Source organism: Pseudoalteromonas sp. OF5H-5, assembly GCF_021530695.1.
GTDB lineage: Bacteria > Pseudomonadota > Gammaproteobacteria > Enterobacterales > Alteromonadaceae > Pseudoalteromonas.
Map to the genome: position 1 here is coordinate 500,601 of NZ_JAKGBF010000001.1, position 25,377 is coordinate 525,977.

Sequence of the window (25,377 nt, forward strand, 5' to 3'; positions counted from 1 at the left end):
CTGGTATATTCAGGCAACACCACCACTGAAAATAAAAGAATAGGTTAACTTGTGGGCAATCGTCGTCCCCCATCAAGATATGGTGCAAGCTCTTTAAGTGTAAAGCTGTCGATGTTGATTTCGGCCGTGTGTTTGATCGCGGGCGTTTTTGCTGCGGCATTGATGCTAAAATCTGAAGAAAAGCAGTTGATCTATGAAGAGTATGATGAGCTTAAGCGTTTTAGTGCGCAGGTGAACAATCAGTTCTCAAATTACCTCGATCTTAAAGCCAACTTGGCCGAACAAGCCAATTCAGTGGTTTCCAAACACTTACTTTACGGTGTTCAAGATTTATCTGGCGCACAAGCGAGTGTCGACAAGCGTGGCGAAAACTTAGCGAGTACAGCCAAAAATGGCCTTTCTGCAGCTATGTATACTGGCGATTTAAAATTACAGTCAGTGCAAAAGTTATTTTCTGAATCTGAATTGCTTTGGAATATTCTTGCGCCCCCACTGTTACAGGATTTCTTTAATTTTTATCTCTCTACAAAAGACGGGTTTGTCCGTGTTGCGCCTCCTAATGCCCTATTAGCGAAAGACCCTAGGCTGGTAAATAATCAGCTTCATAACTTGCCTGTTTTACATGCTGAACAAAACCCAACGAGGGAAGCGGTATGGTCGGGCGTGTATTTTGATAGGGTTTGGAACAAGTGGGTGGTCAGTATTTTGGTGCCTTTATACCTACATGACAAATATCTTGGGTTAACGGGTAGTGATATAGAGTTGACCACCTTACTCGAAAAACTACCTAAATCTGACCATCAGCAAGGTTTCATCGTTTTTGATAAACAGGGCCGATTATTGGCAGCTCCCGGTCTGTTTAAAACCACCGCTACGACCGGGCAGCTATTGGACCACAACAAACTACCTGAAGACTTGAGTAAAATAGTACAAACTGCACTTATTACTAAGCTACCAAATATCCAAGATGAATTTAGGTATAAAGACAACTGGCATATTATGCACGTGACCCATATTGCCAATTTAGATTGGTACATTGGGATCTACAAGAAGCGGGCGTCGGCTATCTCGGCCATTGAAGAGCTTAAAGTTAAGTTCTTTGGTTTGTTTATTCTGTATGCCATTTTTGTTGCGATATTACTGCATCAGGTTCTATATCAATTAGTACTCAAACGCATCAATGCGCTTGTTAAAGCAGTGAAGGGATTTGGCCGAGGGCAGTGGGATACGCCAACCTTGCCGCATACCGATGACGAAATAGGTCAATTGAACGCCTCATTTAATGACATGAGTGTTGAGATAAAACAGCTTGTAAATGGCCTAAATCAACGTATTACAGAAAAGGAAATCGCTGAAAAGGCGGCAAACCGTTTGTCAAAAGCTGTGGCTTTCTCTGGTACAGGCGTTGTATTGACCAATGAGCATTTTCAAATTGAGTACGTCAATCCAAAAATGCAGGAAATGACGGGCTATGATGAACAGCATTTTATTGGCTCTCCGCTTTTGAGTATTATTTCAAAAGACATGGCAATTCTCATTGATGATATCGATATTGACTTACGCAGTCGCAATCATTGGCGCGGGGATACCATGTTGGCGGGTAACAGAGAGGCGCCTATTTGGGTCAGTTTGAGCGTGTCGCCGATCCGTGAAGAAGGCGGTGCAATTTCAAGTTATGTCGCCTCAGCCCAAGATATTTCGTTTGTAAAAGAAAGCCAGCGTAAAATGGAAGAATTGGCTTACTTTGATACCTTAACTGGCCTTGCCAACCGAACGTTTTTCAGGATGCAGTTACGTAAATCCATGGCGCTTGCCGAACGTGGTCATTACGCCTTTGCTCTATTTTACTTTGACTTAGATGAGTTTAAACGCATCAATGATACCTTGGGACATGACGCGGGTGACCGCTTATTGCTTGAAGTCGCGACGAGATTGAAAAAGCGGCTCCGTGCAGAAGATACCATTGCCAGATTGGGTGGGGATGAGTTTGCGGTGTTACTGAGTGGCATCAATGAGCGAGAAAATGCCATGGAAGTTGCCAATATCATTCAAAAGACACTGGCAGAACCAATAAAACTGGGGAATAACGAAGTGATCGTCAGTGCAAGTATTGGTATCACCATGGCTCCGTTTGACAGTAAAGAAGAAGAGCAGCTGCTTAAACATGCAGATTTGGCAATGTATCAGGCCAAAGCAAAAGGGCGGAACACTTACCATTTCTATAGCCAAGATTTAGACGAAGCTGCTAACGAGCGCCTATATATAGAAAACGAGCTGCGTATAGCAATTAAAGCGCAACAATTTACCTTGCATTATCAGCCACAAGTGAACAGTGAAAGTAGAGAGGTTGTAGGCTATGAAGCGCTTATTCGCTGGTTCCACCCAAGCGAGGGAACTATTCCGCCAAGTAAGTTTATTCCAATTGCTGAAGCGACAGGCCTAATCGTAGAGCTTGGTGCATGGGTGTTAGAAGAAGCGTGCCATTTTTCTCGTCGTTTAAAAGCCGCGGGGAAGATTGCCAACATATCCATCAACCTTTCTGCGAGGCAGTTTAAAGATGCACAATTGATCAGCACGCTGTCAGATATTATAGACAGAACTGAGATGGAGCCGACTCTACTGCACCTTGAGCTTACCGAGAGTATGCTGATGGGAGACGTGGAAGCGGCAATCATACAACTTAAAGATATCAAAGCGCTTGGTGTTTCACTGTCTATTGACGACTTTGGTACAGGCTATTCGTCTTTGAGTTACATTAAGCGTTTCCCAGTTGATATACTCAAAATAGACCGCTCCTTTGTAAAGGATATCCCTGAAGATCCGAACGATATGGAAATCACTGCAGCTATCATTGCGATGGCGCAAAAATTAAATTTGCAGGTTATTGCTGAAGGGGTGGAAACTGAGGCTCAGATGACGTTCTTGGCGAAAAATAACTGCTATATTGTACAAGGTTATTACTACAGCCCGCCGTTAAGTGAAGCCGAGATTTTGCGGTTTGCCCCAGCGGTATAGCGACTCAGCCCCAAAGCTTGGGGCTGAAAATAATAAGCGCTTAACCACCAGCGATTTTCACTTTGAAGCCTTGGCCTTCTAATAATTGCTTAAGCTTTTCTCTGTCATCGCCTTGAATTTCAATAACGCCTTCTTTAACTGCACCACCTTGACCCATTTTAGATTTAAGCGTTTTTGCCAATTTCTTGAGATCGTGCTGTTCACTATCGATGCCAACAACAAGCATAACACCTTTACCTTTGCGCCCTTTAGTTTGTCTTTCAATACGAACGGCGCCGTCCTTAAAAACTTTCCCTTGAACTTCTTGCTTTGGCTCTTTGGTGTCAATACGGCCTACATCTGTGGAGTACACAAGTCTTGATTCTGACATTGATTTTGGTCCTCTTACGGGTTCTTTGCAGAGATCATAGCAAAAAGCAGATTAGATGTTTTTTATTTTTTGCTAAATGATTTTTAAGCGTTATATTTAAATTGGTGAGGGGAAACAAATCAAAATAATTTAGGAGCTTAATGATGAGCTTGAGTAAAAACGCTTCTGCTGACGGTAAGACACTAACCATTCAAATTAGAGGCAAGTTCGACTTTAATTTGGTGCAATCGTTTCGTCAGGCGTATGCGGAGGTGAATGATCAAACCGAAAAGGTTGTTGTTGACCTGCGTGAAACCGACTATATGGACAGCTCCGCTTTGGGTATGCTGTTAAATATGAAAAAAACACTAGGAAGCTCAGTTTCTAGCATTCAAATTAGTAATTGTCGTCCGCAACTTAAGAAAATCCTCCAGATCTCTCGTTTTGATAAGAAGTTTGATATTGACTGAACGCCGATAGATTAGCCCCTCATGAATATCTTGGTAGTCGACGATCAGGTATTAAACTGTAAGCTGCTCAAGGCGATGCTTGAGCAACAATTTTATACCGTTTTTTGTGCGCACAATGGTCGTGATGCATTAAAAATTCTCGAAAGTCAGGACATCGACATCGTGCTGCTAGACGTTGTCATGCCCGTAATGGATGGCTTTGAGACTGCCCCCAAAATAAAGCAATATGCGGGCGACGTATACCTCCCCATCATCTTTATCACTGCACTTGAAGATCAAAGCAGCTTTGAAAAGTGTCTCGCTGTAGGAGGCGATGACTTTATTCATAAGCCGTTTGATAAAGTCATTTTATCAGCCAAAATCAAAGCGCATGCGAGGACTCGTAGGCTCAGCCAACAAAGCAACGAACAACGCCGACAACTAGAATATCACTATAACCAAATAGAGCGAGAGCACGAGATTGTTGAGCACATCTTTAGTAATGCGCTTGCACAACAATCTGAATATCCTGAGATTTGTGAATATCACTTGTCACCCGCGTCAATGTTTAATGGCGATATGTTTTTAATGGCCAAGAGCCCGATGGGTGGCTTTTATTGTTTACTTGGTGATTTTACTGGCCATGGTTTAGCAGCTGCGGTCGGCGCGCTTCCTGCGTCGCGCATTTTCTATACTATGGTGCAAAAGGGGATGGCGGTTAGTGATATAGCCGTTGAGCTCAATACCGCCCTTAATGAGTTATTACCCGGTCATATGTTTTGTGCAGCAGCAATCATTGAATTGAGCAGCTCAGGGAAAAGTGTTTCTGCTTGGCTTGGTGGTTTGCCAGATTTATATCTGGTTGACCGAAATGGTAGCCTTATTAAAACCATTGAGAGCCAACATATGGCACTCGGCATTTTAGAAGTCGATGAGTTTGAACGTAATCTGCTGCATTTTGAAGTTAGCCCCGACCAACGCCTCGTAATGGCGACAGACGGTATCATCGAGTCTGAGTCTGAGCGGGGGGAAATGTATGGTGAACGACGGTTAAAGCGCTTGCTGGCGAGTCGGCAGCATATTTCCACGGATCAAATTATCTCTGAAGTTCGCGAGTTTTCTGGCAATACAGAGCAACAAGATGACTTAAGTATCGCGATTATTAATTGCGTTGCCAGCGAGTCAATTGTTTCTGCGCCTAACCATTATTCAAGTTTGCCGTTTAATATTTCGTTATCTTTAGATGCCAAGCAGATGAAAACGACAGATCCGGTACTTGAGCTGGTGGACTTGCTTAGTGAAGTTGACGGTATTTCGGCGCATCGCTCTAACATCTTCTTACTACTCTCCGAGGCCTACAATAATTCTTTAGATCACGGAGTGCTGGGGTTAGATTCTGAGATTAAAAACAAAGAAGATGGCTTTTTTGAGTTCTATAGTCTGCGAGAGAGTGTTTTGAAGGAGCTAAAAGAAGCGCTAATTATTATTTCTGTGCGCTATAGCCCTGAAGAGCTAAAGCTATACTTCAACATTTGTGATTCAGGTAATGGTTTTGAATCAAGCGAGCGCAATAAAGCGCAGCAAGAGCATAGCCACGGTCGAGGTGTTAGCTTACTTAACGAGATTGCCCAAAGCGTTAGCTACAACAGTGCTGGAAATGAAGTAGAAATGATTTATTCACTCACCTCCAAATCGGTCTAAATTCCACTCAAGCGCATTTCACCTCTGCTTTAGTTTAATATCTATTCCTATTACTCTATGTACCTGTTTTTTAGTGTTGGCAAGGTATAAAGAGCGTGGTAAAGTTGTATTAACTTTAGATGTTTAGATGGCTAAAATGTCAGATTATATTTCATTGAGTGGATTATCTATCTCCCGCGAATTGCTTTTGCTGCAATTAGAAAAACTAGATGCTTATATTGAGCAAAACTCAAGCCTTGCTGTGTGGTCATATCAGATCCCTGAGCTTGGGGAAGGAGGCGCTTGTAGCTTGTTTGGGCACCTTCAGGAAGCGCCTTTTTTTCTGAGTGACTACGTTGAAAAGAACACGGTGAATGAGCAATCGCTTGCTAAGCTACAAACGATAGTGTCAGCGGTAGTTGAATTTACAGCTGTTGATTGGTTTGGCATATACCAAGCAAGAGCGACAAATGAAGGGAAACAACTTCTCAAATTAGCGTACTCTGGCGCGCCGAGTAGACCGCTATTCCCAATAACGGAGGCTTTTGCCGCTACGTCAAATAATATTCAAACGGTATTAAGTGCTAAAGCTCGAGTGATTAATGACATCCCTCAATATGTCGCCAGTGGTGGAGAGTACTACATTTGCGATCCAAAGGTGAAAGCAGAAACCTGTATGCCATTATTCGATGATGCTCAAAATTGTATTGGAATTATTGATGCAGAAGCGTTTTTTGAGTCATTTTTCAACGAAGAAATTTTAGCATTGCTTGCAGCAGCATGTACGAGAATCCCTGAATATTTACCCAAATAATTATCGGAATGTCCGGCTGTAAACTTGACGCCTTTGTGGTGCTGCCAAGTTTACAAAAATGAATAAAATTCTAGATAAATATGGTAACTGAGATGCAAGTCTCTATGTTACCATCAAGTCTACTGGAATCGGGCGTCAGCCGCTCGAGTTTGCATTAATTAAAATAAAAGAGATAAGCCATGTTCTCAGAGCTAAAACCACTTCCAACAGATCCTATTTTAGGCCTGATGGCCGCTTATAAACAGGACACTAACCCAAACAAAATTGACCTTGGTGTAGGTGTTTATAAGGACGAGCAGGGAAACACGCCGGTACTTAAAGCGGTTAAAAAAGCGGAAGCGTTTCGTTTAGAAAACGAAACGACAAAATCTTATATTGGTTTGGCTGGTAATTTAGACTTCTGTCAAAAGATGGAAACACTGTTACTTGGAGAGCATAGTACATTATTGGCAAATCGCGTACGTACGGCGCAAGCACCTGGTGGTACTGGCGCATTACGTGTTGCTGCCGAATTTATTAAACGTTGCAACACCAATGCAACTGTTTGGGTTACGACTCCAACTTGGGCAAACCACATCAGCCTATTTGAAGCAGCGGGTCTAACAGTTAAAGAGTATCCTTACTACGACTACGAAAACAAAGGGTTGTTGTTTGATGAGATGATCAATGCGCTGAAGCAAGTACCTAAAGGTGATGTAGTACTACTTCATGCATGTTGTCATAACCCAAGTGGTATGGACTTAAATCAAGCGCAATGGAAAGTGGTTGCTGAACTTGCAAAAGAGCAAGGCTTTACGCCATTAATTGATATTGCATACCAAGGCTTTGGTACTAGCCTTGAAGAAGATGCACAAGGCCTTAGAACGGTTGCGGATACAGTTGATGAAATGATCATCTGTTCATCTTGCTCTAAAAACTTTGGTTTATACCGCGAGCGTATCGGTGCGTGTTCAATCATTGCAAAAGACAGTGCAACTGCTGATGTTTCAAACTCAGTATTACTTAGTGTGGTTCGTAGTATCTATTCAATGCCGCCAGCACACGGTGCTGATATTGTAAATACCATTCTAAGCAGTACTGAACTTACGCAAATGTGGTACGACGAACTTGACGAAATGCGCGGTCGTATCAATGGTCTACGTACGTTGATCAAAGAAAGCCTAGCTGCAAAAGGTGTTGAGCAAGACTTCTCGTTCATTGACCGTCAGCACGGTATGTTCTCTTTCTTGGGTATTAATAAAGAGCAAATTGACAGACTACGCACTGAATATGCTATCTATATGGTAGGCTCTAGCCGCGTTAACGTAGCTGGCGTAAGCAAAGACAATATTGACTACTTTGCTGACGCAGTGGCAAGCGTGATTAAATAATACCACGCTACACAGCACAAAATAAAAAACCGCAGAACATGCGGTTTTTTATTTTCAGCCTAAACCACCCACTGAAGTAAGTGGTTATTATCATTTAGGCTTGCTTAATTTTGGTCACTTTATCTGGATCTGACGCTTTTTCGTTTTCAGATTTGTTTTTGGTATTGGCCTTTGGTGCTACTTTGCCACCTTTTAACACAGACACAAAGTCATCTTTTTGTTTTGCAATTTCAAGCGCTAGGGATTCAACTTGTTGTTCACTTAGCGGCACGTCAACTTTCGTTAGCATGTCTTCCAATGCTTCAGCTACATCTAGCATCTTATCATAAGCATCAGCTTCTTTTTTAGACGTGAAAGTCATACGCTCGACTCCATTTCTTTCAACAACATATTTGATGATAACGGCCATGGTTATTCCCCTAGTCACTGTTTTTTTATACAGTAAATCGAATCGAGTGATTAAGCAAGTTATTTTGAAAATTTTTCAAGTGCTGTTGAGTGAAGTAGAATTAATTAAATTCATTAAAAACAAAAGCTTAATGTTTATTTTGATTTTTGAAAGAATGAATGTTTTTTGACAAAGTCAATATTCCAATCTTTATTTAAAAAGCTTCTGCAATCACTCACCGAGGTAAATGCAGTAAGCTTTGGATACTTTTTACGCACAAGGAGTGTATATATGTTCAATAAACCCACCATACTTTCTATTTTATTGGCGCTAGGTTTAAGCTGTTCAAGTGTGCTCGCAAAACCTACGGATCAAGCAAAATCTGTCTCTCAAACACAGCAGCAAAGTGCTGTACTCGATATTAATTCCGCTGACGCTTCGGCGCTTTCAAGTTTACCAGGGATTGGTATTCGTAAAGCTGAAGCCATCGTAGAGTACCGTAAGAAAATGGGGCGCTTTAAAACAACAACGGAGTTGCTGGAAGTAAAAGGAATTGGGAAAGGAATATTGGCAAAACTGGAGGGGAAAATTAGAGTCTAGTCGTAGTTATTGTGTGCGAGCTTAGTTGCTCGCACACAGGTAGATTGAAGATCAGGGCTTATTCGAGGCGTTAAACTCAGCGATTGCCTGAGCTAACTTGGGTTTGCCAAATTGTATTTCCAGTGGTGTGGTCAGTAGCGGATAAATTAATCCTGCCACGAGTAAGACAGGTAATAACAGCCAGCCTTCAAATACGACCAATGAGGCAAAAAACGGTGTGAGCAGTAGCAACTTGGCTATTCTTAACACGACCTTTGTTTTTGCATCAAGGTGGCTAAGTGCAAGACGTAAGATCATCTGCTTGTCACGTAATTTAAACGCTCTCAGTTGCTCAATTTGGCTTAACCTAAAATGCATGAATGTGATATCTCAACTTCTTTTGGTAACGTGGAAAAATAAGAAAAGAATAAATGCAACACTATAAAATGCAAAGATAATTTCCATCCATCCAGGCATAGATAATCCTGCAAAAGACCAATCTATGTTGCCGCAGTCACCCGTTGCAGCAAAAAAGCTTGGCAGCCATTCATGCAGCGGCATAAACGCAGGAAAGTTTGGTACAAAGTCACAGGTAAAAGCAAATGGATCCGTTGTGGTTTGCATATTGATATGTTCACGGGCGATAAAATAACCCCAAATACTGCCTACACCCCACGAAACAAATGCCAGACTACGCAGTGCGAAAGAGCGAGGAGAAATCATACCGATTAAACCAGCTGCTAATAACCCCAACATAGCAAAACGCTGATAGATGCACATAATACAGGGCTCTAAACCCATACCGTATTGGAAATACAGTGCAACGGCTTCAAAAATAGCAGCGGATAGTGCTAGCAATCCCCAAGATTGCCTAGAGAGATGAAAAGATGAAATCTTCATTATAGAGAAACCCTTTTTGTTTTATTATGCTTTATCTGGCCGCGTTAGAGCAACCTTACTTCGGCTGTGTGCGCTATCTTTGCGACGATTTTTCGACTCTTGTTACCAGCAGAAGTTCGAAAATATCAGAATAGATCACTTGATTAAGTCAATTGAAGTGAGACCGACATTATCAGCATTTCTATTCTGGCGTATTTACTCACTCACTTTTCTCGAGGGCATCGATATGAAAAGTAGCACGTTCAATGGCGGAGCCATGTAAGATAACATATTCGATATCGTTATAAGCCGCGACTGACTGCAAAGGGTTACTATTTAAAAGTAATAGATTTGCCACTTTCCCAGCTGCGATACTGCCGTACTGGTTGTCTATCGCAAATGCTTTCGCATTATTAATGGTAGCAGCAGATAGCAAGCTAACGAGGCCTACTCCGGCTTGATCCATCATCGTTAATTCTTGATAAGTCGATAAGCCAGGTTGCGAGACATAAGTTGGTGCGGGTGGCGTATCTGAGCCAAGCAGCAAGGTTGCGCCATTTTTATATAGATAATTTAGTGCTCGTTGCCCTTGTGAGAAAACTTGCTCAAGTTTAGCCACCTTTTGTTGATTACTTATTTCACCCCAGCCTTGACCCATTTCTCGAGAAAACCAGCGACCAGGTTCACTTTGATACCAAGCAATTTGAGACGGAGGTAATACGGTACGATATTCAGATGAGAAGGTGAAAGTGTTGTCAGTCACTTTCGCCAGAGCATTCATCACATTTAATGTGGCTTGATAGGCGATGTCTTTTTCGATGATGGTATCCAGCACAGCTTTTACATTGGTTGGTAGTTCGCTTTCGCTAGGGGCTGTATTTGGCGCTAACCAGTTCCAAAGTCCATGCGCCATAACGTTGATATTGGCATCTACAGCAAGTTGTTGCATATCAACGGCATTCGCATGTGCCATTACGGGTAACTTCAATGAGTTTGCGGACTCGACTAATTGTTTAGCAGTTTCTTGGTTAATAAGCGGTATAGCACTGTTTTCTCCAAAGCCATCTTCAAAGTACAGTTTGGCACAAGTTGCACCGTCAGATTTCATTCGCGTCAAGGGCTGAGCTCCTTGGTGAGCGTGTGCTTGAGATGGCGTTAGCTCATGAGCAGGATCGCTGTGTTGTGCAGCAAAGTAGGGTTTATGTTGATGTAGCTTTGAGTAACTAAGGCCTTGAGCATTATACCCTTGGTAAACCGGCATTGCGCCACAAAAGTAGGCGTCGGGTGCGGGGCCATTTGCTGTAAATTCGGTTATGCCGATTGCAGTGTTTGACGGGTCAATAACTTGCGTGACGCCATAGTAAAGATAATTAGCGCCTTGCCGTTGTAAAAATGCTGCCTGCATTTGGCGAGCTCTAGGAGAAGTGTTAAGCAATCCCGGCATAGTTTTTAGGTGGACATGGCTATCGGTTAACCCTGGTATGAGGTATTGACCATGAGCATCAATGACCTGTGCTGCATCCGGTTTTTGACTTGAGTCAGAGACTTGTATAATTTTGCCATCTTGGATGGCGAGCCAATGATTGGAAATGATATTGACTTGGTGCTTATCAATAGGATTTAAAATGGTAGCATTGTCGATACGAAGGTCCACTGCTGCAAATAATGCATGAGAAGACAGGGCGCAACAGGCCGCAAATATTAATGTTTGTTTTTTCATAATGAAAACCAGTTAGTGTTGTATTAGATGCCTTCGAGCATAACTGGCGAGGTACTTTGTGTTTTAATTTTCATATAAATTAACTCTGAAATTTTTCTTAATTTAATTAAAACTATAACAATCAATAATGTAAGGTGTTCGTGGGTTGAAAAATTTGCTTTTGGGAAATTGGCTTGTCGTGCCTAAATTGAACCAGATTGTGGAGTATCCGACTGGCCGTGAATATACCGTCACTCCAAAAGTGATGAAATTACTGTTGGTGCTGGTCGATGCGAAACCTGAGCCTCTGAGTATTGATACCCTCTTCGAGTTAGTTTGGCACCCGAAGGTGGTGTCTGACAATTCGGTCTATCAAGCTGTTGCGCAGTTAAGAAAGATTTTAAACACAGATCCGCAATACGAAGAATACATAGAAAGAATATCAGCTCAAGGTTACCGCATTCATCCAAACATTGCGCTTAGAGAGCATAAAGCGGCTGTGATGCCTGTGAGCAAAAAGCGAATTTGGCTGCTTGGTGTCACCATTACGTTGCTCGCTCTCATCGCTATTTTTGCTTTTTATATTCAAACTGATCAAAAGCACAAGACACAAAACAACCCGTATTTTGATGAGATCACTCTTGCCACACACCTATCCCAAAGTACAGCGGTGGAAGAGTTAGCGCGAGCGAAAACGATTTATCAACAAGTGTTATCTAAACAAAGTGATAATGTCGAGGCACTTAGTGGCTTGTGCAATGTCTTTATGGGGCTAAGCGTATATGGCGCGGTGTCAGAGTATGAATCGCTTGCCTTATGTCGGCCATTGTTAGAAAAAGCACGGATCTTAGATGATACAAATATTGAAGTGATAACTTCTCTTGCACGCTTTGCGGTGATGGAGAATGAAATTGACCAAGCACAGAATTATTTTAAGCGCGGATTTGAGCTCTCAACCAAGCATGCTCGCCTATGGCATTGGTACGGTCGATTTCTTCGGGACCAACACAAAATACCCGATGCAATTGCTGCGCATAAACAAGCGTATCAGTTAGCACCAAACGATGCGGTTATTATCCGAGGGTTAGCCTATGCCTATTTGAATTTTAGAGAGTTAGTACTCGCTCGAAAATATTTTGATCGTAGCGTTGCCGTAGCCCCTCACACCAAAAACAATCCGCTCTATGCGCTAGACTTTTATCCGCTTAACCAGAATAGGGCAAGACAATATTTGTTGTGGTACCACAACAATCACATCAGTCATAGTAAATTGTACCCCGCGCAGCAGTTGAGCCACATATTGGTGTTATTGAGTTTAGGGCGAGCAGAAGAAGCTGAGGAAAAATATCAGCAAGCCGCAAATTTAGGTTCAATTTCTACAGCATTTAGACTCTATGTTGAATCTGGGATCGCATGGCGACAAGGCGATTTCGAAAAGGCCGAAGAACTCTTAAAACAGCGATACGAGCTCGACTCAAAGGGTAATCATTATGTGATGCCTTATATTCTTGCTTTACTTGCACGGCAGAAAATGCAACCTGCGCTAACGCTTTTTGAACAGCATTTTGCTGATATCGCGGCGTTTACATTGCCAGAGGCAGACAATGTAGGGCAATACCTTACTTATGCCCTGATGCTGAAACGTACAGGTGAACAAAGCAAGCTTAAGCGAGTAACACAGTTGTTAGAACAATACCTTAATCAAGGAAATCAGCTAGATGCAGCTTTATCTCCATATTGGTCCGCACTTAACAATGACGCAGCAGAAACACAACAAGCACTGACGCAGCTGCTCAACACTGGCTGGTTACCCGACTACAATGATAGTTTTTTTGCTACGGATCTTTATCTCGCTTTGACATCAGAGCACGAATTTAAACAAGCATGGCTGAATAAGCTTGAAAGCAGACAGAACGAGCTCTAAAACGTTAGGTTACGCATACATAAAATTCGCTATGTGATTTAAAAGTAGGGAGCGAATTTTCTTGGTGATTCCTTGAATAGGGGTTCTGTATTTCGGCAGACTTTGATATTGGCTTTTAAAAACAAGGTTCGATTTTGTTGCCTGTGAGTTTTGGTTTCCTTAAGCTGCTTTGTTGTTTGCAAGTAACGCTCAAAAGTAAATTGCAAAAGATGTCCAATAACATTATTACATGCCGCTTTGTCTGTTTATTTCGCAGTCGTTTCGTGTGCACTTTAAGGAGAAGCATTTGAGTTATACAAAATGAAAGCAGAGGCAGGATGGTCTGATGGGGAGCAATTTGTTTACATTAACAGCTCAGTGTTGAGCGAAGATGAGCCTGTTATGGCCAAGTCTATATCGCCTTAAGTGAGTTCGAAGCCTCACACCGCGTAACAATCTCATCTGCATTAAACATGGCTATTTTCAGCTAGGGTGATTTGTAGCTTGTTAGTTGAGCTTCATCTGGTACAATCAGTGGATTAACAAGCACAACCTGCCAATCAAGGCATTGATGTAATAATAAAGTGGTGTGAGATGAGAATTTTCAAAGCCAAGAGCCCAGCTGGATTTGCTGAAGAATATATTGTTGAGTCAATTTGGAACGGCGAATTCCCTCCGGGATCCATTCTACCTGCTGAGCGTGAGCTTTCTGAACTCATTGGTGTAACAAGAACAACACTGCGCGAAGTATTACAAAGGCTAGCTCGAGATGGCTGGTTGACTATCCAACACGGTAAGCCAACCCGAGTAAATAACTTTTGGGAAACGTCAGGGCTTAATATATTAGAAACCTTAGCGCGTCTCGATGAAGACAAGATGCCTGAGCTGACCGATCAGCTGCTGTCAGCACGTACTAATATTAGTGCTATCTATACGCGTGCGGCGATAAAATTCAATCCGCAGCGTGTTATCGATATTTTGTCTAAGCATGAAGAGCTAGAAGACACCGCAGAAGCGTTTGCCGATTATGACTACCAAGTTCACCATGAGCTGGCAGGTGCTGGGCAAAACAAAATTTATGTGCTTATTTTAAATGGCTTCAGAGGGTTATACTCAAAAATTGGTTGCCATTACTTTTCTGATTCAAGAACACGAGGACTGGCGAGACAGTTCTATGCAGATTTAACCAAACTGGCAGAAAATCAAGAACACGATGGTGCTATTTCATTGATGCGTAAGTATGGTCACCAATCGGGTGAAATTTGGCAGCAGATCCGCGGCGATATGCCAGAAAATATCATGGACTAATGTCCACTGAGTGATAGACATCTTAAAAAGGCTTCTTCGTGAAGCCTTTTTTGATCTCCGAATGGCATTTTGAGCGGAGGCATTTTTGTCTCATCGAATTTATAGATTGGTGCTATCGGTAAATTCGATTGTTAATTATGGCACTTGCCAAATACACTAGGCGCAGTTTTTGGCGATGAGAATGACAAAGAGACTTTGGTTATGAATCTAGCTAGGGTTGTTTTTTCATAAGCACGCCACAATATTATGAACAAGATATTTTGGTCTCGACACGAGATACCAAATAAGATTGGAAATAAACCTAACTATTGGAGATAAAAATGGGTGTATTAGTAGGCCGCAAGGCACCAGACTTTACAGCAGCAGCAGTACTAGGTAACGGTGAGATCGTAGATAGCTACAACCTGCACGAGCGTATTAAAGGTAAAAAAGCGGTTGTTTTCTTTTACCCACTAGACTTCACGTTTGTTTGTCCTTCAGAGCTAATCGCGTTCGACAAGCGTTACGAAGAGTTCCAAAAGCGTGGTGTTGAAGTGATCGGTGTTTCTATCGATTCTCAATTCTCACACAACGCATGGCGTAACACTCCAGTAAACGAAGGCGGTATCGGTCAAGTTAAATACGATCTAATCGCTGATGTTAAGCACGAAATCTGTCAAGCATATGACGTTGAGCACCCAGAAGCTGGTGTTGCTTTCCGTGGTTCTTTCCTAATTGATGGTGAAGGTAATGTACGTCACCAAGTAGTTAACGACCTACCACTAGGCCGTAACATCGATGAAATGCTTCGCATGGTTGATGCACTAGCATTCCACGAAGAGCACGGTGAAGTATGTCCAGCTGGTTGGACTGAAGGTAAAGCAGGTATGGATGCAAGCCCTGAAGGTGTTGCTAAGTTCCTATCTGAAAATGAAGGCGCACTATAATTTAGTGTCGACTTTGTGATATCTCGCTGATATCAAAAAGAAACCCGCCAATTGGCGGGTTTTTTAATGGCTACTGATACCTCAATAGCTTTCTCAGGGTAATACCAAATGTATTTAGCAAATAAGCTATTTGAAGCGGAGAAATAGCTTTAGTAGCTAGGCAAAAATTTTGCTATTTAGTTGTTCTAAATGAGAAATTTTTAACGACGCTAATATGCTATTTCATCTTTCAAATTGATTAGAAAATTAATTCAATTGGTATGATACTTTGACTACTCGGCTACCTTGCCTACTTTAGCAAGTGCCATGCTAGTTAAAGTTGATAAACTGACCCAGTGATTTTATCAGTTGAATGCTTAGGTAAGCGGCAAATAAACTGATCACGGGAGTTGCGAGCAGACTCAGAAATTCGAGTTCATTAATCATTAGTCTCTTCCTTTTTTTCTTGCTCGTTGTTATTGGTTGTTTGAAACGCTTTCTCTAAAGACTGTTTGGTCTCAATTTTTATTTCTTCTAGATTCGCTTTGATTGACTCAGTGATAGCTTGCGTTACTTTGGTTTTTACTTCTTGAAGTAATGAAGCATCAATTTCTGCAGCTGTTGTTGTCATGCTTGCTGTAAACAATAAAGTTGTCATGGTGATTTTCGCTAAAGTAGTCATAATAAGTTTCCTTGTAATTTGTTAGTCGCAATAACTATTACAAAGGTTGTGCCAAAATGAATTTAAATTTTATCTTATTGATTTTTATGTGCTTTAATTTTTATTTTGCACAGGGGAATTAGTGAAATGGTGAATTTGACCAGTCTATGATGGGTGAAATGGCTAAGATTTAGTTAAATTTATTAAGGCTGGATTAAGCGAAGCAAGAAAGGATAAAAAACAATGTTTGGGCCGAATTAACGGCCAAAGTTAGGGTCATCAGGTAGGTCAACCAAGATTAATACCGCCCCTTTACCACCATATTCTAAAGGTGCTTGGTGCATCGCCAGTATATCTGGATGCTGAACAAGATACTGCGGTACTTTATGTTTAAGCACACGCTCACCAATTCCATGCACCACGCACGCACAAGCAATATGCTGCTTCTTACAAGCATGAATTAATGCTGCTAGCTCTTGTTTTACCGTTTCTTTATTTAGCCCGTGCAAATCTAAGATGAGTTCGGGCGCATAGTCACCACGCCTTAGCTGCTTTGCTAAATAGCGATCAGCCCCGGGCTTTACGAAATTGATGGTTCCCGAGGTATCAATATCAGGAATATACTCGTCAGAAAAGTAAAACTCAGATTGCTGCTGCTTGACCTGTTGCTTCAGCTCAATGCTCTGAATTTTTTTCTTTTGTTTGAGCTGCACCTGATCTTGTTTGAGGGGTTTTACACCATTCAAAGACTCACGAAACATCGCGAAATCGTCATTTAGGTCAGCATTAGTGTTAGATTCTCTGTTCATGATGGCATTTTAAATAAAAAAAGCATAAAAACCTAGCTTAAAAACCGCTACAATAGCGCCATATAGTTTGATCTTTAGAGAGTCATCATGACGGAAATGTCGCAACCACTTATTACCGAAGAAATGGCCGTTGAAGCCTTTCAAGACTTACATAACATTCAGGACTGGGTACGCTGGACAGCGAGCCAGTTTGTGAGTAACGAGGTGTTTTTTGGTCATGGTACGGATAATCCTTGGGACGAAGCGGTCAGTTTAGTGCTTCCGGTGTTGCATATGCCAATTGATGCCCCCAAAGAAATCATGCATGCGCGTATGACACAAAGTGAAAAAGCGCATCTGATGGAGTTTATCAAAGCACGTATCGAGCAGCGTATTCCCGTCGCCTACTTAACCAATCAAGCTTGGTTTGCTGGTATGCCGTTTTATGTTGATGAGCGCGTATTAGTACCACGCTCACCATTTGCAGAGTTAATCGCAAAACATTTTGCCCCCTGGGTAGCTGCACCGAATAAAGTAACGCGTATTTTAGATATGTGTACGGGTTCTGGTTGTATTGCGATTGCATTGGCCAAAGCATTTGAGCGCGCACAAGTAGACGCAGTAGATATTTCTTTTGAAGCCTTAGAAGTGGCTGATCACAATATTAATCAGCATATGATGCAAGACAGAGTCTTTGCTATCCAGTCTGATGTATTTAGTGGTGTACCGGGTCAAAAGTACGATTTAATCGTAGCAAACCCTCCTTATGTTGATGCAGAAGATATGTCAGATCTGCCAGAGGAGTTCCATCATGAGCCAGAGCTTGGCTTGGCGTCAGGAGAAGATGGCCTTGATGTGACCCGCACACTACTTGCAGAAGCGGCCGATCATCTAAATGATGATGGTTTGTTATTTGTCGAAGTTGGCAATTCTATGGTACATATGGAGCAGCAATTTCCTGAAGCGCCATTTACTTGGTTAGACTTTGAGCATGGTGGTTTAGGGGTCTTTGTCGTATCCAAACAACAACTATTTGAATACTTTAAAAACTGATAGGGAGCCAATGCTCTCTATCGTCTATTTAGGAATGAGGAAAAACGATGGCAGGCAATAGCATTGGCCAATTATTTAAGGTGTCGACCTTCGGTGAAAGCCATGGCGCCGCGCTTGGTGGCGTGGTGGATGGTGTACCACCAGGGCTTGAGATCACTGAAGCTGATTTACAAATCGATTTAGATAGACGCAAACCAGGCCAAAGCCGCTACACAACGCAGCGCCGAGAGGGCGATGAGATAAAAATTCTCTCGGGTGTGTTTGAAGGCAAGACCACAGGTACGAGCATTGGATTGTTGATTGAAAATACCGATCAACGTTCAAAAGATTACTCAAACATCAAAGACTTGTTTCGCCCGGGTCATGGCGACTATACCTATTGGCACAAATACGGGCATAGAGATTATCGCGGTGGTGGTAGGTCGTCGGCACGTGAAACTGCCATTCGAGTTGCAGCAGGTGCAATTGCGAAAAAGTATCTCAAGCAAGTCCACGGCATCGAGATCAATGCCTGTCTTTCTCAATTAGGCCCGATTAAAGCCGAGCATTATGATTGGTCAGCGGTTGAGACCAATCCATTTTTCTTTCCCGATGAAGCTAAGCTAGAAGCGCTAGATGAATATATGCGTACGCTGAAAAAAGAAGGTGATTCAGTCGGCGCGAAAGTAAAAGTCGTGGCGAAAAATGTGCCTGTTGGTTTAGGTGAGCCAGTGTTTGACCGTCTGGATGCTGAGATAGCGCACTCCTTGATGAGCATTAATGCCGTAAAAGGTGTAGAGATTGGTGATGGCTTTGATGTGGTTGAGCAAAAGGGCTCTGAGCATAGAGATGAGCTAACGCCACAGGGATTTACTTCTAATCATGCAGGCGGCGTTTTAGCGGGTATTTCTACAGGGCAAGATATTATCGCATCAATTGCGCTAAAACCGACTTCAAGTATCTCGGTACCGGGGCAGAGTATTGATACCCACAACCAACCACAAGAAGTTGTGACTAAGGGTCGCCATGACCCTTGTGTTGGTATTCGTGCCATTCCAATCGCAGAAGCCATGTTGGCTATTACGCTCATGGATCACTTATTACGTCACCGTGGTCAAAACCAAGACGTCAATTTGCCGCATAAGCCAATTCCTGGTCATATCTAGCCAGTAGCGAGTAAGCTAATTTTGGCACAGTGATTGCTTTTCTTGGACAAATCAAGGAGAGCAATCATGATCACTTACCAAACCCACTCCGCAATTCGTACCACTGAGTCTGTTTCGGAGCAGCAAAGCCTTGCCCAAACTAAACGAGCTAATACCGCTGCGCAGGAGCAAGACTATGTCGCGGCTGCTAACATCGCAACCCAATCATCCCCTGTACTGGATAATAAAGCCGACGAGCCATATAAATATGAAGTGGTGGAGCGTAATCAGTCATTTCTAGAAAAAATGAGAGAAGCGGTAATGTTTAGCCGCTTAGGGGCAAATAAAGAGAAAATAGACGAATTAAAAGAGAAAATGGCAGAACTTGAAAAGCTCGCGGCTGAGGGAAAAATTTCACCTGAAGAATTAGAAGAGCGGATGGCTGCCTTACAAGAAGCGATGAGAGAAGCGGTAACTCAGGAAGAAAACAAAGCGAACAAGGACACGCTAATGAGTTAATGAGGCTTAAAATAATAAAAGCCTCAACTGAGGCTTTTATTATAGCTATAAACTAACAGCGTTTAGCTGTGATATTTTTCACACGCTTCTAGCGTATTTTCGATTAAGCTCGCGACGGTCATTGGGCCCACACCACCTGGCACTGGGGTAATAAAGCTCGCGTTTTGTTCTGCGATGTCGTATTGCACGTCACCTACCAGTTTGCCAGATTCTAAGCGATTAATGCCTACATCGATGACAATCGCGCCTTCTTTAACCCAGTCGCCTGGAATAAACTCAGGTTTACCAACCGCCACAACTAATAGATCGGCGCGACGAACGTGAGCTTCCAAGTCTTGCGTAAATTTATGGCAAACGGTTGTAGTACAACCGGCAAGTAATAGTTCTAGCGACATAGGACGACCAACGATGTTTGAAGCACCAACCACAACAGCATGCATGCCTTTATAACGCACACCGGTAGAGTCGAGTAGGGTGATGATCCCTTTTGGCGTACAAGGTCTCAGTGCTGGCATTCTTTGGGCAAGACGACCTACGTTATATGGGTGAAAGCCGTCGACGTCTTTATGAGGATCAATACGCTCTAACACTTTTTCTGCGTCTAGGCCTTCAGGTAGCGGCAATTGTACTAAGATCCCATCAACTTCAGGATCTGCATTAAGCTCATCAACAAGCGCAAGTAATTGCTCTTCGCTTGTGTCACCTGGTAAGTCGAAAGATTTAGAAACAAATCCGACTTCTTCACAGGCTTTACGCTTTGAACCAACATAAACTTGGCTCGCGGGATCCTGGCCTACTAATACCACAGCCAAGCCTGGCGCTCTTAGACCTTGCGCTAGTCTGTCTTGAACTCGTTGTGCAACAGTAGAACGAACTTGTTTCGCGATAGCTTTGCCATCAATGATGTTTGCCGTCATGATTGACCTATATTAAGGGTTAAAAAACTTGAACGATGATAGAGCCTTTAAATTCTTCTATACAAGCACTTTCATGTATTGATGAAATGATTGCTTAATAAAGATGAAAATGGGGTCGCTCTATTTGTATGTCCCTTTAGTTACAACAAAGGAGGACATTTGCCCGCTATTTTCTCAAAAAACAGCCAGCCCGCCAAGTTTGCATTGCGTAAAAGCAAAGGTTTTCATGATCGGTTCTACAAGAACCGCTCAAAAATTGTTTAAGTCAGCTGTTTTATCAACAATTTGTGGCAAAATTAGGCAGTTGAAACAAAAACTAAAAAAAATATTTGACCTACTTCGGGCAAATCACTATTATGCACCCCGTTGCCAACGAGGACTCACCGATAAAAAGGTTCTTAGTTCTCCAAGGTCACAGTCGGCGATTAGCGCAGCTTGGTAGCGCACTTGGTTTGGGTCCAAGGGGTCGCAGGTTCAAATCCTGCATCGCCGACCACTTTTAAAATAAGAATGTAGCATGAAGATGTTTACGAGTTTGCGCCCTTAGCTCAGCTGGATAGAGCAACGCCCTTCTAAGGCGTCGGTCGAAGGTTCGAATCCTTCAGGGTGCGCCATCTTATTTTAATCCACATGTAGTGGCGGCTGTAGCTCAGTTGGTAGAGCCCTGGATTGTGATTCCGGTTGTCGTGGGTTCAAGTCCCATCAGTCGCCCCATCTACATGCCAAAATTAGTCGGCGATTAGCGCAGCTTGGTAGCGCACTTGGTTTGGGTCCAAGGGGTCGCAGGTTCAAATCCTGCATCGCCGACCACTTCTACAAAATACATATGTTCGGCGATTAGCGCAGCTTGGTAGCGCACTTGGTTTGGGTCCAAGGGGTCGCAGGTTCAAATCCTGCATCGCCGACCACTTCCTCTCTAGTATTTCAGTCCTTTATTTCAAATTTACTAACTTTTAATCAATTAGCACCAATATGCCTAATTATTTAACCTGATTGCTCGACTCCGTCGTTGAATAGGTTATAATGCCGCGTCTATTAATTAACGTAGTGCCCGTAGGGCAGGCAACAAGCGTCACATGCAACGGAGAGTTTGGCAATTTAGCCGAAGGCCCATAAAAAGCATGATGGTTGTCTTGTTAGTAAGGAAGGCGCTTTGTCGCCCAAAAATGAAGATTGAGGTAAATCATGCAAGTTTCTGTTGAGACGACTCAAGGCCTTGAGCGCCGTCTGACCATCACCGTTCCCGCAGAGAACGTTGAGACTGAAGTTAAAAAACGCCTACAAAAACTGTCAAGAACACAGCGTATCGATGGCTTCCGCCCTGGTAAGGTTCCAGTGTCAATCATCACTAAGCGTTACGGCGCGGCTGTACGTCAAGAAGTTGCTGGCGATCTGATGCAGCGTAACTATATCGAAGCAATCATTGCAGAGAAAATCAACCCTGCAGGCGCACCATCTTTTGCTCCTAAGTCACTAGAAGCAGGTAAAGATCTAGAATTCGATGCAACTTTTGAAGTATACCCAGAAGTTGAACTTAAAGATCTAGACAAAATCGCGGTTGAGAAACCTGCAGTTTCTGTCACTGATGAAGACCTAGCGAACATGCTTGAAACGCTTCGTAAGCAACACGCTTCTTGGACTGAGAGTGATGCTGCAGCTGGCGAAAAAGACCGTGTAACGGTTGATTTCGTTGGTACAATCGACGGTGAAGAGTTCGAAGGCGGTAAAGCTGAAGATTTCCCTCTAGAGCTTGGTCAAGGTCGTATGATCCCAGGTTTCGAAGACGGTATCGTTGGTAAAAAAGCAGGTGAAGAAGTTGTTTCTGACGTAACTTTCCCTGAAGAATACCACGCTGAAAACCTAAAAGGTAAAGCGGCTCAATTCACAATTACTGTGAAGAAAGTTGAAGTTCAAGAGCTTCCTGAACTAACTGACGAGTTCGCAACTAAGTTTGGTGTTGCTGAAGGTGGTGTTGACGCACTTAAAGAAGAAGTTAAGAAGAACATGGAGCGTGAGCTAAACCAAGCGGTTAAAGCTAACGTGAAAGATCAAGCGATCAAAGGTCTTCTAGAAACTAACGAAGTTGAAGTGCCAAAAGCGCTAATCGACCAAGAAATCGACGCACTTCGTCAACAAGCAGCACAACGTTTTGGCGGCAACGCTCAAAACATGCCTGAGCTTCCTGCAGAGCTATTCCACGAGCAAGCGGTAACTCGCGTGAAAACTGGCCTACTACTAGGTGAAGTGATCAAAGCGAACGACATCAAAGTTGATGAAGATAAAGTTGCTGAACTAATCGATACAGTTGCTTCTGCATACGAAGATCCAAGTGAAGTAGTTGAATACTACAAAGCAAACGATCAACTAATGCAGCAAATGCGCAACGTTGCGATGGAAGAGCTAGCAGTTGAAGCTGTACTTGCTGCTGCATCTGTTTCTGATGTTGAAAAGTCATTCGACGACATCATGAATCCACAGGCTGCTCAATAAGTCTTTGAAGAAATCATTGACTTACAGCTAAGCTGAAGTTTAAATGGCTCGAGTTACTCTAATAGAGAATTCGGGCCATTTTTGTTTTTAAGCCTTGATATTGAAGCATTAAGTACTTATATCTTGAGGCATGGCTTATTTTATTAGCTATACTTATTTTACGAGTCAGGTTTCGTTGAGTATTACTGATACAGTTATATCTACTCGTTTCAATTCGCTCAAAAAAGTATTAGCCTAAACACCGATCACAGAATGTTTTTATGGACCGCGCTAAGTCCAATGAAAGTTGCAGCGAATAGGCAATAGATTCTGTGCTAATAAGGAATAAAAAACATGAATGATGGTATGATCGATCCAATCAATGCGTTAGTACCTATGGTCGTGGAGCAAACGGCTAAAGGCGAGCGTTCTTATGATATTTACTCACGACTGTTAAAAGACCGTATTATTTTCTTAACAGGTCAAGTCGAAGACCATATGGCCAATCTAATTGTGGCGCAGATGCTGTTCTTGGAATCAGAAAGCCCTGACAAAGATATATTCTTGTATATCAACTCGCCAGGTGGTTCTGTGACTGCTGGAATGTCAATCTACGACACGATGAACTTTATCAAGCCTGACGTTAGTACGGTTTGTGTTGGTCAGGCTGCGAGTATGGGAGCATTTTTGCTATCTGGCGGTGCTAAAGGTAAACGTTATTGCTTGCCGAACTCGCGTGTGATGATCCACCAACCTTTAGGTGGTTTCCAAGGTCAGGCTTCTGATTTTGAAATTCATGCTCGTGAAATCTTGGCGATCAAAGAAAAATTGAATCGCTTAATGGCGGATCACACCGGTCAACCTTATGATGTGGTTGCGCATGACACAGACCGAGACAACTTTATGACTGCAGATCAAGCGTTAGAATATGGTCTGATTGATGCGGTTCACTCTCGTCGAGAGCTTAAGTGATTATGAATTAGCCGATGAATTGAATTCATTGGCTTCTACTGTGCCAAAGCCAAATTTCTTTGGTATAGTTAAAAGAAATACGATGTTATCTAGAGATAACAGCAATTGAATGAGGTAGCTGAATGTCAGACACTCCAACAGACGGCGATAAGAATAGCAAGCTACTCTACTGCTCATTTTGCGGTAAGAGCCAGCATGAAGTTCGTAAGTTAATTGCCGGTCCATCTGTCTATATATGTGACGAGTGCGTTGAACTTTGTAACGACATTATTAGGGAAGAAATCAAAGATATTGCGCCTAAGCATGACGCGTCTGATAAATTACCTGTGCCAAAAGAGATCAGAAATCACTTAGATGATTATGTGATAGGTCAAGACCACGCTAAAAAAGTCTTGTCTGTTGCGGTTTATAATCACTACAAGCGCCTGCGTAACCAAGGTGGTAAAGGTGATGTAGAACTTGGCAAGAGTAATATTCTACTAATTGGTCCAACGGGTAGTGGTAAAACCCTTCTAGCGGAAACGCTTGCACGTTTACTTGACGTCCCATTCACCATGGCAGATGCAACGACATTAACCGAAGCCGGTTATGTGGGGGAAGATGTTGAAAACATCATTCAAAAGCTTCTGCAAAAATGTGATTACGACGTTGAGAAAGCACAGCGTGGTATTGTTTACATTGACGAAATCGACAAAATTTCAAGAAAATCTGACAACCCATCAATTACCCGTGATGTGTCAGGTGAAGGTGTACAACAAGCACTACTAAAACTGATTGAAGGCACGGTTGCATCTGTTCCGCCACAAGGTGGTAGAAAGCACCCGCAACAAGAGTTTTTACAAGTAGATACTTCTAAGATCTTGTTTATCTGTGGTGGTGCGTTTGCAGGCTTAGATAAAGTCATCGAGCAGCGCAGTACAAAAAATACCGGAATTGGGTTTGGTGCTGAAGTTAAATCTAAAGACTCTGAGCGCTCATTAAGCGAAACGTTTAAAGACGTAGAGCCTGAAGATTTAGTTAAGTACGGCTTAATTCCTGAATTTATTGGTCGTTTGCCTGTAGTTGCAACTTTGACTGAACTGGATGAAGAAGCACTAATTGAAATCCTAAATGAGCCGAAAAATGCACTCACTAAGCAATACGCGGCGCTATTTAAGATGGAAGGTGTTGACCTTGAATTCCGTGAAGATGCGCTACGAGCGATTGCTCATAAAGCGATGGAGCGTAAAACGGGTGCACGTGGTCTGCGTTCGATTGTCGAAGGCGTACTGCTTGATACTATGTATGAGCTTCCTTCACTAGAAGAAGTGAGTAAAGTCGTCATTGATGAAACGGTGATCAAAGGCGAATCAGACCCTATTATGATTTACGAAAATAACGGTAAAGAAAAGGCGGCGTCTGAATAGCTCAGTATGAGATTGAAAAAAGGAGCCTAGCGCTCCTTTTTATTTCTTAGTCCACATCAGATAGAAACCAATATAGTCAAATTGCTATAACAATAAAGGGCAATAGCGAGACAAGTTTTTAGGGTGAATA

The 25,377-nt window shown here is 42.6% G+C and carries 23 protein-coding genes and 5 tRNA genes; 20 read left to right on the top strand and 8 right to left on the bottom strand.

Annotated elements, in window-relative coordinates; translation table 11 throughout:
* Window positions 1-51: 51 nt before the first annotated feature.
* The gene (locus L1271_RS02285; RefSeq protein ID WP_235366665.1) at window positions 52-3,015 is read left to right on the top strand and encodes a bifunctional diguanylate cyclase/phosphodiesterase; all 2,964 of its coding nucleotides are present in this window, start codon (window positions 52-54) and stop codon (window positions 3,013-3,015) included.
* Window positions 3,016-3,055: 40 nt separating this feature from the next.
* Here L1271_RS02285 and L1271_RS02290 read toward each other — a convergent pair whose 3' ends face one another.
* Window positions 3,056-3,385: a translation initiation factor gene (locus tag L1271_RS02290; RefSeq protein WP_017216143.1), complete on the bottom strand. Its 330-nt coding sequence runs from the start codon at window positions 3,383-3,385 to the stop codon at window positions 3,056-3,058.
* Window positions 3,386-3,528: 143 nt separating this feature from the next.
* On the opposite strand from L1271_RS02290, the gene L1271_RS02295 reads away from it, so the two are divergent.
* The 4 genes from L1271_RS02295 to L1271_RS02310 all read left to right on the top strand — a co-directional run bounded on the left by L1271_RS02295 (window position 3,529) and on the right by L1271_RS02310 (window position 7,677).
* Window positions 3,529-3,834 (top strand): STAS domain-containing protein, encoded by a 306-nt coding sequence (locus L1271_RS02295; RefSeq protein ID WP_010371095.1) that lies wholly within the window; start codon window positions 3,529-3,531, stop codon window positions 3,832-3,834.
* Between the two features lie 21 nt (window positions 3,835-3,855).
* Window positions 3,856-5,514, top strand: a complete 1,659-nt coding sequence (locus L1271_RS02300) for a fused response regulator/phosphatase (protein ID WP_235366666.1) — start codon at window positions 3,856-3,858, stop codon at window positions 5,512-5,514.
* Between the two features lie 127 nt (window positions 5,515-5,641).
* Window positions 5,642-6,307 carry a GAF domain-containing protein gene (locus L1271_RS02305; RefSeq protein WP_235366667.1) on the top strand — a complete coding sequence of 222 codons (666 nt, stop codon included), beginning with the start codon at window positions 5,642-5,644 and terminating at the stop codon, window positions 6,305-6,307.
* Window positions 6,308-6,486: 179 nt separating this feature from the next.
* Complete coding sequence (locus L1271_RS02310; protein ID WP_010606712.1) at window positions 6,487-7,677, top strand: amino acid aminotransferase; 1,191 nt, start codon at window positions 6,487-6,489, stop codon at window positions 7,675-7,677.
* 94 nt (window positions 7,678-7,771) lie between these two features.
* Here the strand turns inward: L1271_RS02310 and L1271_RS02315 are convergent, their stop codons facing one another.
* Window positions 7,772-8,086, bottom strand: a complete 315-nt coding sequence (locus L1271_RS02315) for a YebG family protein (RefSeq protein WP_010606713.1) — start codon at window positions 8,084-8,086, stop codon at window positions 7,772-7,774.
* A 270-nt stretch (window positions 8,087-8,356) separates the two neighbouring features.
* On the opposite strand from L1271_RS02315, the gene L1271_RS02320 reads away from it, so the two are divergent.
* Entirely contained in the window at window positions 8,357-8,665 is a 309-nt protein-coding gene (locus L1271_RS02320) for a ComEA family DNA-binding protein (RefSeq protein WP_174170006.1), read from the top strand.
* Between the two features lie 51 nt (window positions 8,666-8,716).
* Here L1271_RS02320 and L1271_RS02325 read toward each other — a convergent pair whose 3' ends face one another.
* From L1271_RS02325 to L1271_RS02335, 3 genes are all read right to left on the bottom strand, one after another.
* Window positions 8,717-9,022, bottom strand: a complete 306-nt coding sequence (locus tag L1271_RS02325; RefSeq protein ID WP_017216140.1) for a hypothetical protein — start codon at window positions 9,020-9,022, stop codon at window positions 8,717-8,719.
* Window positions 9,023-9,034: 12 nt separating this feature from the next.
* Complete coding sequence (dsbB, locus tag L1271_RS02330) at window positions 9,035-9,544, bottom strand: disulfide bond formation protein DsbB (protein ID WP_102057153.1); 510 nt, start codon at window positions 9,542-9,544, stop codon at window positions 9,035-9,037.
* A 199-nt stretch (window positions 9,545-9,743) separates the two neighbouring features.
* Window positions 9,744-11,243 carry an amidohydrolase family protein gene (locus L1271_RS02335; RefSeq protein WP_235366668.1) on the bottom strand — a complete coding sequence of 500 codons (1,500 nt, stop codon included), beginning with the start codon at window positions 11,241-11,243 and terminating at the stop codon, window positions 9,744-9,746.
* Window positions 11,244-11,388: 145 nt separating this feature from the next.
* Here L1271_RS02335 and L1271_RS02340 point away from each other — a divergent pair, with 145 nt between their 5' ends.
* From L1271_RS02340 to L1271_RS02350, 3 genes are all read left to right on the top strand, one after another.
* Window positions 11,389-13,146 (top strand): winged helix-turn-helix domain-containing protein, encoded by a 1,758-nt coding sequence (locus L1271_RS02340; protein ID WP_235366669.1) that lies wholly within the window; start codon window positions 11,389-11,391, stop codon window positions 13,144-13,146.
* A gap of 573 nt (window positions 13,147-13,719) precedes the next feature.
* Complete coding sequence (gene fadR, locus L1271_RS02345) at window positions 13,720-14,433, top strand: fatty acid metabolism transcriptional regulator FadR (RefSeq protein ID WP_010371123.1); 714 nt, start codon at window positions 13,720-13,722, stop codon at window positions 14,431-14,433.
* Between the two features lie 320 nt (window positions 14,434-14,753).
* Window positions 14,754-15,359, top strand: coding sequence for a peroxiredoxin (locus L1271_RS02350; RefSeq protein ID WP_235366670.1), 606 nt, complete (start codon window positions 14,754-14,756; stop codon window positions 15,357-15,359).
* Window positions 15,360-15,777: 418 nt separating this feature from the next.
* Here L1271_RS02350 and L1271_RS02355 read toward each other — a convergent pair whose 3' ends face one another.
* The gene (locus tag L1271_RS02355) at window positions 15,778-16,020 is read right to left on the bottom strand and encodes a hypothetical protein (protein ID WP_045990797.1); all 243 of its coding nucleotides are present in this window, start codon (window positions 16,018-16,020) and stop codon (window positions 15,778-15,780) included.
* Between the two features lie 236 nt (window positions 16,021-16,256).
* Window positions 16,257-16,808 (bottom strand): endonuclease SmrB, encoded by a 552-nt coding sequence (smrB, locus tag L1271_RS02360; RefSeq protein ID WP_010371129.1) that lies wholly within the window; start codon window positions 16,806-16,808, stop codon window positions 16,257-16,259.
* 96 nt (window positions 16,809-16,904) lie between these two features.
* Here smrB and prmB point away from each other — a divergent pair, with 96 nt between their 5' ends.
* From prmB to L1271_RS02375, 3 genes are all read left to right on the top strand, one after another.
* Window positions 16,905-17,840: a 50S ribosomal protein L3 N(5)-glutamine methyltransferase gene (gene prmB, locus L1271_RS02365; RefSeq protein WP_235366707.1), complete on the top strand. Its 936-nt coding sequence runs from the start codon at window positions 16,905-16,907 to the stop codon at window positions 17,838-17,840.
* A 47-nt stretch (window positions 17,841-17,887) separates the two neighbouring features.
* The gene (gene aroC, locus L1271_RS02370) at window positions 17,888-18,985 is read left to right on the top strand and encodes a chorismate synthase (protein ID WP_010606720.1); all 1,098 of its coding nucleotides are present in this window, start codon (window positions 17,888-17,890) and stop codon (window positions 18,983-18,985) included.
* A gap of 66 nt (window positions 18,986-19,051) precedes the next feature.
* Window positions 19,052-19,483 (top strand): hypothetical protein, encoded by a 432-nt coding sequence (locus L1271_RS02375; RefSeq protein WP_010606721.1) that lies wholly within the window; start codon window positions 19,052-19,054, stop codon window positions 19,481-19,483.
* Between the two features lie 62 nt (window positions 19,484-19,545).
* Here the strand turns inward: L1271_RS02375 and folD are convergent, their stop codons facing one another.
* Window positions 19,546-20,400: a bifunctional methylenetetrahydrofolate dehydrogenase/methenyltetrahydrofolate cyclohydrolase FolD gene (gene folD / locus L1271_RS02380; RefSeq protein WP_102057141.1), complete on the bottom strand. Its 855-nt coding sequence runs from the start codon at window positions 20,398-20,400 to the stop codon at window positions 19,546-19,548.
* 419 nt (window positions 20,401-20,819) lie between these two features.
* Here folD and L1271_RS02385 point away from each other — a divergent pair.
* The 8 genes from L1271_RS02385 to clpX all read left to right on the top strand — a co-directional run bounded on the left by L1271_RS02385 (window position 20,820) and on the right by clpX (window position 25,247).
* Window positions 20,820-20,896: transfer RNA gene (locus tag L1271_RS02385), tRNA-Pro, on the top strand.
* Between the two features lie 41 nt (window positions 20,897-20,937).
* Window positions 20,938-21,014: transfer RNA gene (locus L1271_RS02390), tRNA-Arg, on the top strand.
* A gap of 24 nt (window positions 21,015-21,038) precedes the next feature.
* Window positions 21,039-21,114: transfer RNA gene (locus L1271_RS02395), tRNA-His, on the top strand.
* Between the two features lie 19 nt (window positions 21,115-21,133).
* Window positions 21,134-21,210 (top strand) — tRNA-Pro (locus tag L1271_RS02400).
* A gap of 21 nt (window positions 21,211-21,231) precedes the next feature.
* A tRNA-Pro gene (locus L1271_RS02405) sits at window positions 21,232-21,308 on the top strand.
* Window positions 21,309-21,585: 277 nt separating this feature from the next.
* Entirely contained in the window at window positions 21,586-22,890 is a 1,305-nt protein-coding gene (gene tig, locus L1271_RS02410) for a trigger factor (protein WP_010606723.1), read from the top strand.
* Between the two features lie 333 nt (window positions 22,891-23,223).
* The gene (gene clpP, locus L1271_RS02415) at window positions 23,224-23,841 is read left to right on the top strand and encodes an ATP-dependent Clp endopeptidase proteolytic subunit ClpP (protein ID WP_010606724.1); all 618 of its coding nucleotides are present in this window, start codon (window positions 23,224-23,226) and stop codon (window positions 23,839-23,841) included.
* Between the two features lie 122 nt (window positions 23,842-23,963).
* Complete coding sequence (gene clpX / locus L1271_RS02420; RefSeq protein WP_010606725.1) at window positions 23,964-25,247, top strand: ATP-dependent protease ATP-binding subunit ClpX; 1,284 nt, start codon at window positions 23,964-23,966, stop codon at window positions 25,245-25,247.
* The last annotated feature ends 130 nt before the right edge of the window (window positions 25,248-25,377 follow it).

Excerpts from the sequence above, each read along its gene's own strand:
- L1271_RS02290 (WP_017216143.1), bottom strand. The coding sequence starts at position 3,385 with ATGTCAGAATCAAGACTTGTGTACTCCACAGATGTAGGCCGTATTGAC.
- L1271_RS02295 (WP_010371095.1), top strand. The coding sequence starts at position 3,529 with ATGAGCTTGAGTAAAAACGCTTCTGCTGACGGTAAGACACTAACCATT.
- L1271_RS02300 (WP_235366666.1), top strand. The coding sequence starts at position 3,856 with ATGAATATCTTGGTAGTCGACGATCAGGTATTAAACTGTAAGCTGCTC.
- L1271_RS02305 (WP_235366667.1), top strand. The coding sequence starts at position 5,642 with ATGGCTAAAATGTCAGATTATATTTCATTGAGTGGATTATCTATCTCC.
- L1271_RS02310 (WP_010606712.1), top strand. The coding sequence starts at position 6,487 with ATGTTCTCAGAGCTAAAACCACTTCCAACAGATCCTATTTTAGGCCTG.
- L1271_RS02315 (WP_010606713.1), bottom strand. The coding sequence starts at position 8,086 with ATGGCCGTTATCATCAAATATGTTGTTGAAAGAAATGGAGTCGAGCGT.
- L1271_RS02320 (WP_174170006.1), top strand. The coding sequence starts at position 8,357 with ATGTTCAATAAACCCACCATACTTTCTATTTTATTGGCGCTAGGTTTA.
- L1271_RS02325 (WP_017216140.1), bottom strand. The coding sequence starts at position 9,022 with ATGCATTTTAGGTTAAGCCAAATTGAGCAACTGAGAGCGTTTAAATTA.
- dsbB (WP_102057153.1), bottom strand. The coding sequence starts at position 9,544 with ATGAAGATTTCATCTTTTCATCTCTCTAGGCAATCTTGGGGATTGCTA.
- L1271_RS02335 (WP_235366668.1), bottom strand. The coding sequence starts at position 11,243 with ATGAAAAAACAAACATTAATATTTGCGGCCTGTTGCGCCCTGTCTTCT.
- fadR (WP_010371123.1), top strand. The coding sequence starts at position 13,720 with ATGAGAATTTTCAAAGCCAAGAGCCCAGCTGGATTTGCTGAAGAATAT.
- L1271_RS02350 (WP_235366670.1), top strand. The coding sequence starts at position 14,754 with ATGGGTGTATTAGTAGGCCGCAAGGCACCAGACTTTACAGCAGCAGCA.
- L1271_RS02355 (WP_045990797.1), bottom strand. The coding sequence starts at position 16,020 with ATGACTACTTTAGCGAAAATCACCATGACAACTTTATTGTTTACAGCA.
- smrB (WP_010371129.1), bottom strand. The coding sequence starts at position 16,808 with ATGAACAGAGAATCTAACACTAATGCTGACCTAAATGACGATTTCGCG.
- prmB (WP_235366707.1), top strand. The coding sequence starts at position 16,905 with ATGTCGCAACCACTTATTACCGAAGAAATGGCCGTTGAAGCCTTTCAA.
- aroC (WP_010606720.1), top strand. The coding sequence starts at position 17,888 with ATGGCAGGCAATAGCATTGGCCAATTATTTAAGGTGTCGACCTTCGGT.
- L1271_RS02375 (WP_010606721.1), top strand. The coding sequence starts at position 19,052 with ATGATCACTTACCAAACCCACTCCGCAATTCGTACCACTGAGTCTGTT.
- folD (WP_102057141.1), bottom strand. The coding sequence starts at position 20,400 with ATGACGGCAAACATCATTGATGGCAAAGCTATCGCGAAACAAGTTCGT.
- tig (WP_010606723.1), top strand. The coding sequence starts at position 21,586 with ATGCAAGTTTCTGTTGAGACGACTCAAGGCCTTGAGCGCCGTCTGACC.
- clpP (WP_010606724.1), top strand. The coding sequence starts at position 23,224 with ATGAATGATGGTATGATCGATCCAATCAATGCGTTAGTACCTATGGTC.
- clpX (WP_010606725.1), top strand. The coding sequence starts at position 23,964 with ATGTCAGACACTCCAACAGACGGCGATAAGAATAGCAAGCTACTCTAC.